Below are 14729 nucleotides of genomic sequence, written 5' to 3' on the forward strand. Positions count from 1 at the left end.
AATAAATAATGCATCAAGACAAAGATCTCTCAACCTGGCAGACATTCCGCCGGCTCTGGCCAATGATTGCGCCGCACAAGGCTGGCCTTATCGTCTCCGCCGTGGCACTGGTGCTCAATGCGGCAGGCGACACCCTAATGCTCTCCCTGTTGAAACCTTTACTGGATGATGGTTTCGGTAAAGCGGATAAATCTGTTCTGCTGTGGATGCCGCTGGCTGTCATGGGCCTGATGCTGATACGTGGCGTCACCAGCTATATCTCCAGCTACTGCATCTCCTGGGTTTCAGGTAATGTGGTGATGAACATGCGTCGCCGTCTGTTCGGACACATGATGGGAATGCCGGTGGCGTTCTTTGATCAGCAGTCTACCGGCACGCTACTGTCACGTATTACCTATGACTCAGAACAGGTGGCCTCCTCCTCATCCAGTGCCCTGGTAACCGTAGTGCGCGAGGGCGCCTCGATTATCGGCCTGTTTATCATGATGTTCTACTACAGCTGGCAGCTCTCACTGATTTTGATCCTGCTGGCACCGCTGGTCTCGTTCGCAATCCGTACCGTTTCAAAGCGCTTTCGCAACATCAGCCGAAACATGCAGAACACCATGGGACAGGTCACCACCAGCGCAGAACAGATGCTGAAAGGGCACAAAGAAGTGCTGATTTTTGGCGGTCAGGAAGTGGAAGCGGAACGTTTCTCTCAGGTCAGCAATAAAATGCGTCAGCAGGGGATGAAACTGGTTTCTGCCTCATCCATCTCCGATCCGGTGATCCAGCTTATCGCCTCACTGGCGCTGGCGTTTGTACTCTATGCCGCCAGCTTCCCCAGCGTGATGGAAACGCTGACCGCCGGTACCATTACCGTGGTCTTCTCTTCCATGATTGCCCTGATGCGCCCGCTGAAATCGCTGACCAACGTTAACGCCCAGTTCCAGCGCGGTATGGCAGCCTGCCAGACGCTGTTCTCTATCCTCGACAGCGAGCAGGAAGTGGATAACGGCACGCGCACGATTGAGCGTGCTAAGGGCGACGTTGAGTTTCGCAACGTGACCTTTACCTATCCGGGGCGTGAGATCCCGGCGCTGCGCGATATTAACCTGACGCTGCCGGCGGGTAAAACGGTTGCGCTTGTCGGCCGCTCCGGCTCGGGTAAATCGACCATGGCCAGCCTGCTGACGCGTTTTTATGATATCGATTCCGGCGAAATTCGGCTGGATGGACACGATCTGCGTGAATACACCCTGCGCTCATTACGTAATCAGGTAGCGCTGGTATCACAGAATGTGCATCTGTTTAACGACACCATCGCCAATAACATTGCTTATGCGCGTAACGGTGACTATAGCCGGGCACAGATTGAACAGGCCGCTACCATGGCGCACGCTATGGATTTCATTAACAAAATGGATAAAGGCCTGGATACGATCATCGGTGAAAACGGCGTACTGCTCTCTGGTGGCCAGCGCCAGCGTATTGCGATTGCGCGCGCGCTGCTGCGCGACTGCCCGATTCTGATTCTGGATGAGGCGACATCTGCGCTGGATACGGAGTCAGAGCGCGCCATTCAGTCGGCGCTGGATGAGCTGCAGAAAAACCGGACCTCGCTGGTGATCGCACACCGCCTCTCTACCATTGAAAAAGCAGATGAGATCGTGGTGGTCGAGGATGGTCGTATTGTTGAACGCGGTACGCATGAGCTGCTGCTGGCGGAGAAAGGGGCTTATGCACAGCTGCATAAGTTACAGTTCGGTCAATGATTGAGCGCATCTGGAGCGGGCGCTCACCGCTGTGGCTGCTGCTATGGCCGCTCAGCCTGCTTTATGGTGCCATTACCTGGCTGATTCGCCTGAGCTATCAGCGTGGCTGGCAGCAGAGCTGGCGGGCACCCTGTCCGGTGGTGGTGGTCGGTAACCTGACGGCAGGCGGTAACGGTAAGACGCCGGTGGTGATCTGGCTGACAGAAGCGCTGCAGGCGCGCGGGCTGCGTCCGGGCGTAGTGTCACGCGGCTACGGGGGGAAAGCGGCACACTATCCGCTACTGGTGACCGGGGAAACCTCAACGGCCGAGGCAGGGGATGAACCTGTGCTGATTGCGCAACGCACCGGCGTACCGGTTGCCGTGGCGCCCCGGCGCCGTCAGGCTATCGAAGCGCTGCTGGCGGCGCATTCGCTGGACATCATCATCACGGATGATGGCCTGCAGCACTACGCGCTGCAGCGCGATCGCGAAATTGTGGTGGTGGATGGCGTGCGCCGCTTTGGCAACGGCTGGTGGTTACCCGCCGGGCCTATGCGGGAGCGTGCGCACCGGCTGCAGCAGGTGGATGCGGTGATCGTTAATGGTGGCAATGCCATCAGTCCGGAAATTGCCATGACGCTGCAGCCGGGTCGGGCGGTTAACCTGCTATCGGGCGAAACCGCTGCGCTCAGTGCGCTGCCAGATATCGTGGCGATGGCCGGCATTGGTCATCCGCCGCGCTTTTTCGCCACGCTGCAGCAGCAGGGCATTAAAACGGTAGCAGAAATCGCGTTTGCCGATCATCACGCTTACAGCGAGCCGGAGCTTGCCGGCCTGACGCTGAGCGGACAATGTCTGCTGATGACGGAGAAAGATGCGGTGAAGTGCCGCAAGTTTGCGCGCGACAACTGGTGGTATCTGCCGGTAGAGGCGCAGCTTTCTGGTGCGGCAGTGGCACCGCTGCTCGACGATATCACCCGGCTGGCCCGCGGCGCGTAATAGAGTCTGGCAACCGCTATGGTATGCTGACTAACTGACCCCGATCCTGAAAGGAGAAAAGTATGGATCACCGTTTACTTGAGATTGTGGCCTGTCCGGTTTGTAACGGAAAACTCTACTTCAACAAGGCGCAGCAGGAGCTTATCTGCAAGCCTGACGGACTGGCATTCCCGGTCCGGGATGGCATTCCGGTGCTGCTGGAAACCGAGGCGCGAACGCTGACGGCTGAAGAGATCCATCCATGAGTTTTGTTGCTATCATTCCGGCGCGCTACGCTTCGACGCGTCTGCCGGGTAAACCGCTGGTCGATATCCACGGTAAGCCCATGGTCGTGCACGTCATGGAGCGTGCGCGGGAGTCGGGAGCCGATCGCGTAATCGTTGCAACCGATCACCCCGAAGTCGCTGCGGCAGTGACTGCGGCCGGCGGTGAAGTCTGTATGACGCGCGCCGATCATCAGTCCGGCACCGAACGGCTGGCTGAAGTCATTGAAGCCTGCAACTTTGACGATGACACTATCATTGTCAATGTGCAGGGCGATGAGCCGATGATCCCGGCCGGCATTGTGCGTCAGGTGGCGGAGAATCTCGCCGCGGCAGAGGCTGGCATGGCCACGCTGGCGGTGCCAATCGCTGATGCCGATGAGGCGTTTAATCCGAATGCGGTTAAAGTGGTAACCGACCGGCAGGGCTACGCGCTCTATTTCTCACGGGCCACCATTCCCTGGGATCGCGAGCGCTATGCGCAGTCGCGTGAGCAGGCGGGAGATACGCTGCTGAGGCATATCGGTATTTATGCCTACCGCGCCGGCTTTATTCGCCGCTACGTCGCCTGGCAGCCCTGTGCGCTGGAGCAGATTGAGCTACTGGAGCAGCTGCGCGTGCTCTGGTATGGCGAAAAAATTCATGTGGCCGTTGCCACAACTATCCCGAGCGTGGGCGTGGATACACCAGAAGATCTGGCGCGCGTACGCGCGGCGATGCAGCGTTAACTCTCTCTGTCAGGCCAGCAGGCGCAACGCCGCTGGCTCTGTCTGACACTTTAGCTTTCTGGCATCAGGGCGCAGCGTCGTCACGGCTGCCCGACTGACCGCGCAAATGCTGCCAGATCTGTCCCAGCGTCTCATAAATAGCCCGTTCACTGTGGCTCAGCCAGAGTGGCGAGGGCAGCGCACGCTCCCAGCCGTTAAGCGGCGAGACGATCGCCATCTGATTGGCGGGCGCGGGGATCGGTGCCAGTCCGGCGTGGTGAAAAAAAGCCATCGCACGCGGCAGATGATTGGCGGAGGTGACCAGCAGAAATGCGCTGCTGCCCGTCATCTGTTTTACCGCCTGCGCCTCTTCAGCGGTATCTTTCGGCGAATCAAGCGTAATGATGGCGCTATGCGGTACGCCAAGGCTCATCGCGACGTCGGCGGCAACCGCGGCGTTGCTGCGCGGATTCTGGCCTGCCGCCGCACCGGTAAAAATCATTTTGGCCTGCGGGTTGCGTCGCCACTGCCTTACGCCCTCCGTCACGCGCGGCAGGCTGTTACCAATCAGGTTAGAGCCGGGCGCCCAGTCCGGGTTCCAGGTATAACCGCCGCCCAGCACCACAATCCAGGCCACCGGCGTCGTACCGTTCCACGTCGGGTAGCGGTTTTCCAGCGGCAGCAGCAGGCGATCGGCCACCGGCTGCAGACTCAGCAACAGCAGCAGCAGCCAGCTGACGGAGAGTAAAACTTTGGCGCTTTTTTGCCAGCGCGTCAGCCAGAGCAGCAAAAGTCCGGCTGCCATCAGCAGTAACAGCAGCGGCAAAGGCAGAAGCAAACCGCCAGTGACTTTTTTTAAGGCAAATAACATCCTTTTTTACTCCTTTTGTCTGAAAAAACAGCAGCCAGACAGTTACTGCAGCGTGAAAGGTTCATTCCTGGTGAGCCTGTGACAAAATAGCACAAGTTAACTGCCGCAAACCGGAGCGCACACCATGCAGGATCGTAATTTCGACGATCTGGCGGATAAATTCTCGCAAAACATTTACGGCACCCGCAAAGGGCTGGTGCGTCAGGCCATTCTGTGGGATGAGCTGGAGGCGCTGCTGCCGTCACTGCCTGCCGGACCGCTCGCTGTGCTGGATGCTGGCGGCGGCGTGGGTCAAATCTCCAGCGGACTCGCTGCCCGCGGGCATCAGGTCACGCTCTGCGATCTCTCCGCTGAAATGCTGAAACTGGCGGCGGACCACGCACGGGAAACCGGCGTCAGCCACAATATGCGGTTCCGGCAAGTCAGCGCTCAGCAGGTAGGCGAGCATTTGGATACGCCAGTCGATCTGGTATTGTTTCACGCGGTGCTGGAGTGGGTGGCCGATCCGCTGGCCGTGCTGCAGGCGCTGTGGCAGACGCTGAAACCAGGCGGTGTGCTGTCGCTGATGTTTTACAACGCGCACGGGCTGACGTTTCGCACGCTTACGCTGGGTAATTTCGGCTACCTGCGCGCCAATATGACCAAACGCAAAAAGCGTACCCTGTCGCCCGATTTTCCGCGCGAGCCGCAGGACGTCTATCAATGGCTGACGCAGTGCGGTTTTGTGATTGAGCAGCGCACCGGTGTTCGCGTGTTCAGTGATTACATGAAACCGCAGCCCGGTGCAGGTAAGAGCGTGGAAGAGATTATTGAAATGGAGCGGCGCTACTGTCGTCAGGAGCCCTTTTTAAGCTTAGGGCGTTATATCCATGTGACGGCGCGCAAACCCAGGTAAAAGGATCAACTATGAGCGATTTTTCCCAGACGGTGCCAGAACTGGTGGCCTGGGCACGCAAAAACGATTTCTCGCTTGCGCTGCCGGTAGAACGTCTGGCCTTTTTGCTGGCCATCGCCACCCTTAACGGTGAGCGCATGGACGGTGAAATGAGTGAAGGTGAGCTGACTGACGCCTTTCGTCACGTCAGCAAAGCGTTTGAACAGACGCATGAAACCGTCCAGGTGCGTGCGAACAATGCGATTAACGACCTGGTACGGCAGCGACTGCTTAACCGGTTTACCAGCGAGGTGTCTGAAGGGCACGCTATCTATCGCCTGACGCCGCTGGGAATTGGCATCACCGACTACTATATCCGCCAGCGCGAATTCTCTACGCTGCGTCTCTCAATGCAGCTCTCAATTGTGGGTCAGGAGCTGAAGCGCGCTGCTGACGCCGCTGAAGAAGATGGCGATGAGTTTCACTGGCACCGCAACGTATTTGCTCCGCTGAAATATTCGGTTGCCGAGATTTTTGACAGCATCGATATGACGCAGCGCCTGATGGATGAGCAGCAGCAGACGGTAAAAAATGATATCGCCGCGCTGCTCAATAAAGACTGGCGCGCCGCGATCTCCAGCTGTGAACTGCTGCTCTCTGAGACCTCCGGCACGCTGCGTGAACTGCAGGATACGCTGGAAGCGGCGGGCGATAAGCTGCAGGCTAACCTGCTGCGCATCCAGGATGCCACGCTGAGCAGTCCCGATCTCGGTTTTGTCGACAAACTGGTTTATGACCTGCAGAACAAACTCGATCGCATTATCAGCTGGGGTCAGCAGGCGATTGACCTGTGGATCGGCTATGACCGTCACGTACATAAGTTTATCCGTACCGCGATTGATATGGATAAAAATCGGGTCTTTGCACAGCGACTGCGTCAGTCGGTACAGAACTATTTTGATCAGCCGTGGATGCTGACTTACGCCAGCGCTGACCGCCTGCTCGATATGCGCGATGAAGAGATGACGCTGCGTAACGATGAGGTCATGGGCGAGCTTCCGCCGGAAATGGAGTATGAAGAGTTTAACGAGATCCGCGAGCAGCTGGCCGCCATGATTGAAGAGGCGCTGGCTGTATATCGTCGCGAGCAAAAACCGCTGCATCTTGCCACCGTCATGCGCGAATATCTTGCGCAATATCCGCGCGCGCGCCATTTCGATCTGGCGCGTATCGTGATCGATCAGGCGGTGCGGCTGGGCGTTGCTGAAGCAGATTTAGCCGGTTTGCCAGCAGAATGGCAGACCATTAATGATTACGGAGCCAAGGTGCAGGCGCATGTCATCGACAAATATTGAACAAGTGATGCCGGTTAAACTGGCACTGGCGCTGGCCAATCCCCTTTTTCCGGCGCTCGACAGTCAGCTGCGCGCAGGCCGGCATATCGGTATCGAAGAGCTGGATAATCACGCTTTTCTGATGGACTACCAAACCTATCTTGAAGAGTTTTATGCTCGCTATAACGTGGAGCTGATCCGCGCGCCAGAAGGCTTTTTCTACCTGCGGCCGCGCTCAACCACGCTGATCCCACGCTCGGTGCTCTCTGAGCTGGATATGATGGTAGGCAAAATTCTCTGTTACCTCTATCTGAGCCCGGAGCGTCTGGCAAACGAGGGTATTTTTACCCAGCAGGAGCTCTATGATGAGCTGCTGTCGCTGGCGGATGAACACAAGCTGCTTAAGCTGGTTAATCAGCGCTCAACCGGTTCCGATCTCGATCGCACCCGCCTGCAGGAGAAGATGCGCGCCTCACTGAGCCGTCTGCGCCGCCTGGGAATGGTGTGGTTTATGGGTAACGACAGCAGCAAATTTCGCATTATGGAATCAGTCTTTCGCTTTGGTGCTGACGTACGCAGCGGTGACGATGCGCGTGAGGCGCAGCTGCGCCTGATCCGCGTGGGTGAAGCGATGACACCCGAAGAGGCTGCCGTTTCTGCAACAGCCGATGAGGCGGAGCAGGAGAGTGAACATTCAGAGAGCGGTGATGCGACTGATAACGCGGAGGAGAAGCAGGTATGATTGAACGCGGTAAGTTTCGTTCGCTGACACTGATCAACTGGAATGGCTTTTTTGCCCGCACCTTTGATCTCGATGAACTGGTGACCACGCTTTCAGGCGGTAACGGTGCCGGTAAATCCACCACCATGGCCGCGTTTGTTACGGCGATGATCCCCGATTTAACCCTGCTGCACTTCCGTAACACAACGGAAGCAGGCGCCACGTCAGGTTCCCGCGACAAAGGTCTGCACGGTAAACTGCGCGCTGGCGTCTGCTATTCAGTGCTCGATGTCGTCAACTCACGCCATCAGCGCGTTGTGGTCGGGGTGCGTCTGCAGCAGGTGGCCGGGCGCGATAAAAAAGTGGATATCAAACCCTTCAGTATTCATGGCCTGCCCGCGGATGCGCTGCCCACGGACATGCTGACCGAGATCCTTAACAGCCGTCAGGCGCGTGTGCTGCCGCTGACAGAGGTTAAAGATCGCGTTGAAGCGCAGGAAGGCGTGCAGTTCCGCCAGTACAGCTCCATTACTGATTATCACGCCATGCTGTTTGAACTCGGCGTGGTGCCGCGTCGCCTGCGTTCAGCCAGCGATCGCAGTAAATTCTACCGGCTGATTGAGGCGTCCCTCTACGGCGGTATCTCCAGCGCCATCACCCGTTCGCTGCGTGACTATCTGCTGCCGGAAAACGGCGGCGTGCGTAAAGCGTTTCAGGATATGGAAGCAGCACTGCGTGAGAACCGCATGACGCTGGAAGCGATTCGCGTGACGCAGTCCGATCGCGATCTGTTCAAACATCTGATCTCTGAGGCGACCAGCTACGTCTCAGCTGACTATATGCGTCATGCAAACGAACGGCGCGTACATCTGGATGGGGCGCTGCAGCTGCGCAATGAGCTGTTCAGCAGCCGCAACCAGCTGGTGTCGGAGCAGTATCGTCACGTGGAAATGGCGCGTGAGCTGGCTGAGCACAGCGCCGCTGAAAGCGATCTGGAAATCGATTATCAGGCGGCCAGCGATCATCTTAATCTGGTGCAGACCGCAATGCGCCAGCAGGAGAAAATCGCGCGTTATGACGCCGATCTCGAAGAGCTGAGCTACCGGCTGGAAGAGCAGAATGAGGTCGTAGCTGAAGCGCGTGAGATCCAGGAAGAGAATGAGGCGCGCGCCGAAGCCGCTGAAATTGAAGTGGATGAGCTGAAAAGTCAGCTGGCCGATTTCCAGCAGGCGCTGGATGTGCAGCAGACGCGCTCTATTCAGTATCAGCAGGCGCTGCAGGCGCTGGAGAAAGCCCGTACGCGCTGCCAGCTGCCGGACCTGACGATTGATAACGCCGCTGACTGGCTGGAGACGTTCCAGGCACGCAACGAAGAGGCGACCGGCCAGCTGCTGCGGCTGGAGCAGAAACTGAGTATGGCGGAAGCCGCACACAGCCAGTTTGAGCAGGCGCTGGCGCTGGTGACCAGCATTGCCGGTGAGGTCAGCCGTCAGGACGCCTGGCAGGTGGGCCGCCAGCTGCTGCGCGACGCCGCAAATCAGCGTCACTATGCCGATCAGCTGGCGTCACTGCGGCTGCGTCTTAACGAATCAGAAGGTCGCCTGCGCGAGCAGCATGAGGCTGAACGCCTGCTGGCAGAGTTCTGCAAACGTCAGGGCCAGCACTATGAAGCAGACGCGCTGGAAGGGCTGCAGCGCGAGCTGGAAGCGCAGATTGAGCAGCTCAGCGCCACCGTTGCCGATGCCGGTGAACAGCGCATGCAGATGCGTCAGGAGCTGGAGCAGCTGCGCGAACGTATCGCAACGCTGACGGCACGCGCACCGCACTGGCTGGCCGCTCAGGAGATCCTGACGCAGCTTAGCGAACAGACCGGTGAGCAGCTGAGCAGCAGTCAGCAGGTGACCGCCTTTATGCAGCAGCTGCTGGAGCGCGAGCGTGAAACCACCGTAGAGCGCGATGAAATTGCGGCGCGTAAACGCGACGTTGAGCAGCAGATTGAACGCCTCAGCCAGCCAGGCGGCGCGGAAGATGCACGCCTCACGCAGCTGGCAGAACGCTTTGGCGGCGTGCTGCTCTCCGAAATTTATGACGATGTTACGCTGGACGATGCCCCCTATTTTTCCGCGCTCTACGGGCCTTCCCGCCACGCCATCGTGGTGCCGGATCTGTCGCTGATACGCGAACAGCTCGAAGGGCTGGAAGAGTGCCCGGAAGATCTCTATCTGATCGAGGGCGATCCGCAATCCTTTGATGACAGCGTCTTCAGCGTAGATGAGCTGGATAAAGCTGTCGTGGTCAAAGTCGCCGAGCGTCAGTGGCGCTATTCGCGTTTTCCTAAGGTGCCGCTGTTTGGCCGCGCCGCACGTGAAAACCAGCTTGAGCTGCTGGGCATTGAACGCGACAGGCTGGCAGAACGCTACGCGACGCTCTCATTTGACGTACAGAAAACGCAGCGTCTGCATCAGTCTTTCAGCCGCTTTATCGGCAGCCATCTGGCGGTGGCGTTTGATGAGGATCCGGAAGCGCAAATCCGTCAGCTTAACGGCCGGCGCAGTGAGCTGGAGCGCGGACTGGCGCAGCATGAGAGTAATAACCAGCAGCAGCGTGCGCAGTTTGAACAGGCGCGCGACGGCGTCGCCCAGCTTAACCGCCTGCTGCCGCGCGTCAACCTGCTGCTGGATGACACCCTGCCGGATCGCTGCGAAGAGATCCGTGAGCGGGTGGAAGAGGCGCAGGAGGCGGCGCGCTTCCTGCACCAGCACGGCAGCAAACTCAGCAAGCTGGAGTCGCTGGTGGCGGTGCTGCAGAACGATCCGCAGCAGCACGATCAGCTGCAGCGTGACTACCAGCAGGCGCAGGCGCAGCAGCTCAGCGCGCGCCAGCAGGCGTTTGCGCTGACGGAAGTGGTGCAGCGCCGCGCCCACTTCAGCTATGCCGATTCAGCCGGGATGCTGACCGGCAACAGCGATCTCTCTGATAAGCTGCGGCAGCGCCTGGAACAGGCTGAAGGCGAGCGCAGCCGCGCCCGCGAACGCCTGCGTGAACATCAGGCGCAGCTGACGCAGTACTCGCAGGTGCTGGCCTCGCTGCGCAGTTCGCACGATGCCAAACGCGACATGCTGAAAGAGCTGCAGCAGGAGATGCAGGATATCGGCGTTCACGCCGATGCCAGCGCGGAAGAGCGGGCGCGTATCCGGCGCGATGAACTCTATACCGCGCTCAGCCATAACCGGGCGCGGCGTAACCAGCTGGAGAAACAGCTGACGTTCTGTGAAGCAGAAATGGACAGCCTGCAGAAAAAGCTGCGTAAGCTGGAGCGCGATTATCGCGTCCTGCGTGAGCAGGTGGTCAGTGCCAAAGCGGGCTGGTGCTCGGTACTGCGTCTGGTGAAAGACAACGGCGTGGAGCGACGTCTGCACCGGCGCGAGCTGGCCTATATGAGCGGTGACGAGCTGCGCTCAATGTCCGATAAAGCCCTTGGCGCGCTGCGTCTTGCGGTCGCGGATAATGAACATCTGCGTGACGTTCTGCGCATGTCGGAAGATCCCAGACGTCCGGAGCGTAAAATTCAGTTCTTTATCGCCGTTTATCAGCATCTGCGCGAACGTATCCGTCAGGATATTATCCGCACTGACGATCCGGTCGAGGCGATTGAGCAGATGGAGATTGAGCTGAACCGTCTGACCGAAGAGCTGACGGCGCGTGAGCAGACGCTGGCGATCAGCTCACGCAGTGCGGCCAATATTATTCGCAAGACTATTCAGCGCGAACAGAACCGCATCCGGCAGCTGAACCAGGGGCTGCAGACGGTGAGTTTTGGTCAGGTGAAGAGCGTGCGGCTTAACGTCAACGTGCGTGAGACGCACGCTACGCTGCTGGATACGCTCTCCGAAGAGCACGAGCAGCATCAGGATCTCTTTACCAGTAACCGGCTGACATTCTCGGAAGCGCTGGCCAAACTCTATCAGCGTCTCAATCCGCAGATTGATATGGGCCAGCGTACGCCGCAGACCATCGGTGAGGAGCTGCTGGATTACCGCAACTATCTGGAGATGGAAGTTGAAGTAAACCGCGGTTCCGACGGCTGGCTGCGCGCGGAAAGCGGGGCGCTCTCAACCGGCGAGGCGATCGGTACCGGGATGTCAATTCTGGTGATGGTTGTGCAGAGCTGGGAAGAGGAGTCGCGTCGTCTGCGCGGCAAAGATATCTCGCCGTGCCGTCTGCTGTTCCTCGATGAAGCGGCGCGTCTGGATGCCCGCTCAATCGCGACGCTGTTTGAACTCTGTGAGCGTCTGGAGATGCAGCTGGTGATCGCCGCGCCGGAAAATATCAGTCCGGAAAAAGGCACCACCTATAAACTGGTTCGTAAAGTATTTAACAATACGGAGCATGTGCACGTAGTGGGCCTGCGTGGTTTTTCCGCCGATCCGGCACCGGTAAAAACGGCGCAAAGCGAGCTGGGGCTGGAAACGCAAAATAGCTAAGCGCCTGTCTGGTTAAACCGCGCAACCAGCGTTAATCTGTAAACGGCATTGGCCCTGAGAGGCGAATGCCGTTTTTTCTTTATATACTCATCATGAAAGTCAGGTTGTACGCAGCGCACAGGGCAGGCTGCGTCTCAGGTAACAAGGGGGCAGGGATGTTGCTGAGTAAAACGTTCAGATTTAATCGCATGGCGCTGGTGTTTAGCGTTGTGCTGGCAGGCTTGCCGCTGGCCGCAGGGCAGGCTGCACAAACCGCCAGCATGACAGCCGGCGGGCACGGCACCACGTCAGTGGCGGCCAGCCAGCAGCAGATCCTGCAGGCGTTCAGCGCCAGCGATCGCCCTTTTTACCTGCCGGGCCTGGCGGGTCTCTATGCAGCGCGCGGAATGGCGCCACTCTGGCAGGACCGCGATGCGGTACAGGCGTTTCAGCAGCAGCTGGCTGAGGTCGCGCTTTCAGGCGTGCAGCCGCAGTTCAGCCGCTGGGTTGAGCGGCTGACCGATCCGGACATTAAAGGCTTTGCGCGTGACGTGGTGCTGAGCGATGCCATGCTGGGTTATCTGCAGTTTGTGGCGGGCGTACCGGCGCAGGGTGAAACCTGGCTTTACAGTAACGTGCCCTACCGGCTTACCATGCCGTCGCTGTCAGCGATCAATCAGTGGCAGAATGCGGTCAACGCTGGCGGCAGCCGCGCGTTTGTGATCTCTCTGCAGCCGCAGCATCCGCAGTATCAGCCGATGCATGCGGCGCTGAAAACGCTGCTTACAGATAATCGTCCCTGGCCGCAGCTGCGTGACAAAGCGACGCTGCGTCCGGGGCAGGTTAGCGATGATGTGCCGGCGCTGCGGGAAATCCTTCAGCGCACCGGTATGCTGACCGCATCTGACCACACTACTACGCCAGCACCGGATGAAGATGCGGTGCCGGCAGGTGCCGTGCCGATCGCTGAAAGCCAGCCGGTAGCAGTGAGCCCCTCCGCCACCAGCGTCACCGATCTCCCGGCTCCGACGCCGCAGCCGGCAGGAAATATCCTGGCCGGGTCACCTTCTGCAGCCAGCAATATCTATGACACTGCGCTGGTTGAGGGCGTGAAGCGCTTTCAGCACTGGCAGGGACTGGCAGATGACGGCGCAATTGGCCCGCGCACCCGCGAGTGGCTCAATGTCTCACCGCAGATGCGCGCCTCGCTGCTGGCGCTGAACATTCAGCGTCTGCGGCTGCTGCCGGATGATATGCATAACGGAATAATGGTGAATATTCCCAACTATTCGCTGACCTACTATAACAACGGCAGTACGGTGCTCTCATCGCGGGTTATTGTTGGACGGCCCGATCGCAAAACGCCGCTGATGCGCAGCGCGCTCAACAACGTGGTGCTCAATCCGCCGTGGAACGTGCCGACCACGCTGGTGCGTCAGGATATTGTGCCAAAGGTGAAGCAGGATCCCGGTTATCTCTACCGGCACGGCTATACGCTGCTGTCGGGCTGGAGCGCTGACGCTGAAGTGATCGACCCGACGATGATCAACTGGCAGATGGTTTCAGCTGCCAGCTTCCCGTATCGCATCCGTCAGGCACCGGGCGCTACCAATTCACTGGGACGCTATAAGTTTAATATGCCCAGTTCAGACGCCATCTATCTGCACGATACGCCAAACCACGGCCTGTTTCAGCGCGATATTCGTGCGCTCAGCTCCGGCTGCGTACGCGTAAATAAAGCCTCCGATCTGGCTAACCTGCTGCTGCAGGACGCTGGCTGGAATGATAGCCGTATTTCCAGCACGCTGAAGCAGGGTGACACGCGCTATGTGCCGATTCGGCATCGTATTCCGGTCAACCTGTACTATCTGACCGCCTGGGTCAGCGATGACGGACAGGCGCAATATCGTACAGATATTTACAATTATGATAATACGGCGCGTTCCGGTAGCCAAGTGCTGGCGCGGGCAGGGCAGCTCCTGCTGTAGCGTGCTGATTTTCGCCAGATTGTTGATAAGCGAAACGCCTCTTAAACCCGGCCAGAAATTTGCTTCTGGTCGGGTTTTGCACATTCTGAGACAGATTCCGGGTTGACTGATATCCATGCTGCCGTTACTGTGCGGCCTTGTGTACTTTTTACACATTCAATGTGTTTTATTCAGGTAACCTCGTTTCATGGCTAATATCGATTCTCAGCGCCGCCGCTTACTGCTGCTTGGCGGCGCAGCAGCAGGCCTCTCCCTGCTCCCCGGCTCAGCGCTGGCCTCTGTGTCGACCTCTCGTCCGCGTATTCTGACGCTCAGCAACATGCATACCGGTGAAACCCTTAAAACCGAGTTTTTCAACGGTAAAAGCTACGACCGCGACGAGCTGGCGCGTCTTAACCACTTTTTCCGCGACTATCGCGCGAATAAAGTGAAAAGTATCGATCCCCATCTGTTCGATCAGCTCTACCGCCTGCAGGCGCTGCTGGATACCCGCAAACCGGTGCAGCTCATCTCAGGCTATCGCACGCTGTCGACCAACAATATGCTGCGCGAATCGGGCCCTGGCGTGGCGAAGCATAGCTACCATACCAAAGGCCAGGCGATGGATTTCCATATTGAGGGCATTGCCCTGAGCAATGTGCGTAAAGCGGCGTTATCTATGCGCGCGGGTGGTGTAGGATATTATCCACGCAGCAACTTCGTACACATAGATACCGGGCCTGCAAGGCACTGGTCCTGACGCCGGCAGCGCTGCGTGTGCCGGTCATGGAG

The 14729-nt window shown here is 58.4% G+C and carries 11 protein-coding genes; 10 read left to right on the forward strand and 1 reads right to left on the reverse strand.

Annotated elements, in window-relative coordinates; all coding sequences use genetic code 11:
- Positions 1 to 8 precede the first annotated feature (8 nt).
- The 4 genes from msbA (at position 9) to kdsB (ending at position 3728) form a co-directional block, all read left to right on the forward strand.
- Positions 9 to 1757 carry a lipid A ABC transporter ATP-binding protein/permease MsbA gene (gene msbA, locus F3I15_RS07075; protein ID WP_150017251.1) on the forward strand — a complete coding sequence of 583 codons (1749 nt, stop codon included), beginning with the start codon at positions 9 to 11 and terminating at the stop codon, positions 1755 to 1757.
- The gene (gene lpxK, locus F3I15_RS07080; RefSeq protein ID WP_150017252.1) at positions 1754 to 2737 is read left to right on the forward strand and encodes a tetraacyldisaccharide 4'-kinase; all 984 of its coding nucleotides are present in this window, start codon (positions 1754 to 1756) and stop codon (positions 2735 to 2737) included. The genes msbA and lpxK overlap by 4 nt, the downstream gene beginning before the upstream one ends.
- Positions 2738 to 2799: 62 nt before the next feature.
- Positions 2800 to 2982, forward strand: a complete 183-nt coding sequence (locus F3I15_RS07085) for a Trm112 family protein (RefSeq protein WP_039383570.1) — start codon at positions 2800 to 2802, stop codon at positions 2980 to 2982.
- Positions 2979 to 3728, forward strand: coding sequence for a 3-deoxy-manno-octulosonate cytidylyltransferase (kdsB, locus tag F3I15_RS07090; RefSeq protein ID WP_094111479.1), 750 nt, complete (start codon positions 2979 to 2981; stop codon positions 3726 to 3728). The genes F3I15_RS07085 and kdsB overlap by 4 nt, the downstream gene beginning before the upstream one ends.
- A gap of 64 nt (positions 3729 to 3792) precedes the next feature.
- Here kdsB and elyC read toward each other — a convergent pair whose 3' ends face one another.
- Positions 3793 to 4578 carry an envelope biogenesis factor ElyC gene (gene elyC, locus F3I15_RS07095; protein WP_150017253.1) on the reverse strand — a complete coding sequence of 262 codons (786 nt, stop codon included), beginning with the start codon at positions 4576 to 4578 and terminating at the stop codon, positions 3793 to 3795.
- 124 nt (positions 4579 to 4702) lie between these two features.
- On the opposite strand from elyC, the gene cmoM reads away from it, so the two are divergent.
- The 6 genes from cmoM (at position 4703) to F3I15_RS07125 (ending at position 14697) form a co-directional block, all read left to right on the forward strand.
- Positions 4703 to 5473, forward strand: coding sequence for a tRNA uridine 5-oxyacetic acid(34) methyltransferase CmoM (gene cmoM / locus F3I15_RS07100; RefSeq protein WP_150017254.1), 771 nt, complete (start codon positions 4703 to 4705; stop codon positions 5471 to 5473).
- A gap of 11 nt (positions 5474 to 5484) precedes the next feature.
- Positions 5485 to 6807: a chromosome partition protein MukF gene (gene mukF / locus F3I15_RS07105; RefSeq protein WP_039383581.1), complete on the forward strand. Its 1323-nt coding sequence runs from the start codon at positions 5485 to 5487 to the stop codon at positions 6805 to 6807.
- On the forward strand, positions 6788 to 7528 hold the full coding sequence (mukE, locus tag F3I15_RS07110; protein ID WP_150017255.1) for a chromosome partition protein MukE: 741 nt from the start codon (positions 6788 to 6790) through the stop codon (positions 7526 to 7528). Before mukF ends, mukE begins: the two co-directional genes overlap by 20 nt.
- The gene (gene mukB, locus F3I15_RS07115) at positions 7525 to 11991 is read left to right on the forward strand and encodes a chromosome partition protein MukB (protein WP_150017256.1); all 4467 of its coding nucleotides are present in this window, start codon (positions 7525 to 7527) and stop codon (positions 11989 to 11991) included. The genes mukE and mukB overlap by 4 nt, the downstream gene beginning before the upstream one ends.
- A 188-nt stretch (positions 11992 to 12179) precedes the next feature.
- A complete protein-coding gene (gene ldtD / locus F3I15_RS07120; protein WP_370513340.1) occupies positions 12180 to 13958 on the forward strand; it encodes a L,D-transpeptidase in 1779 nt (592 codons plus the stop codon).
- Between the two features lie 187 nt (positions 13959 to 14145).
- Positions 14146 to 14697 carry a YcbK family protein gene (locus F3I15_RS07125; protein ID WP_039383591.1) on the forward strand — a complete coding sequence of 184 codons (552 nt, stop codon included), beginning with the start codon at positions 14146 to 14148 and terminating at the stop codon, positions 14695 to 14697.
- Positions 14698 to 14729: the final 32 nt, after the last annotated feature.

Source organism: Pantoea sp. M_9 (genome assembly GCF_008631385.1).
GTDB lineage: Bacteria > Pseudomonadota > Gammaproteobacteria > Enterobacterales > Enterobacteriaceae > Pantoea > Pantoea eucrina.

Bases quoted from the DNA above. Each gene is read 5' to 3' on its own strand.
- msbA (WP_150017251.1), top strand. From the start codon at position 9: ATGCATCAAGACAAAGATCTCTCAACCTGGCAGACATTCCGCCGGCTC.
- lpxK (WP_150017252.1), top strand. From the start codon at position 1,754: ATGATTGAGCGCATCTGGAGCGGGCGCTCACCGCTGTGGCTGCTGCTA.
- F3I15_RS07085 (WP_039383570.1), top strand. From the start codon at position 2,800: ATGGATCACCGTTTACTTGAGATTGTGGCCTGTCCGGTTTGTAACGGA.
- kdsB (WP_094111479.1), top strand. From the start codon at position 2,979: ATGAGTTTTGTTGCTATCATTCCGGCGCGCTACGCTTCGACGCGTCTG.
- elyC (WP_150017253.1), bottom strand. From the start codon at position 4,578: ATGTTATTTGCCTTAAAAAAAGTCACTGGCGGTTTGCTTCTGCCTTTG.
- cmoM (WP_150017254.1), top strand. From the start codon at position 4,703: ATGCAGGATCGTAATTTCGACGATCTGGCGGATAAATTCTCGCAAAAC.
- mukF (WP_039383581.1), top strand. From the start codon at position 5,485: ATGAGCGATTTTTCCCAGACGGTGCCAGAACTGGTGGCCTGGGCACGC.
- mukE (WP_150017255.1), top strand. From the start codon at position 6,788: ATGTCATCGACAAATATTGAACAAGTGATGCCGGTTAAACTGGCACTG.
- mukB (WP_150017256.1), top strand. From the start codon at position 7,525: ATGATTGAACGCGGTAAGTTTCGTTCGCTGACACTGATCAACTGGAAT.
- ldtD (WP_370513340.1), top strand. From the start codon at position 12,180: ATGGCGCTGGTGTTTAGCGTTGTGCTGGCAGGCTTGCCGCTGGCCGCA.
- F3I15_RS07125 (WP_039383591.1), top strand. From the start codon at position 14,146: ATGGCTAATATCGATTCTCAGCGCCGCCGCTTACTGCTGCTTGGCGGC.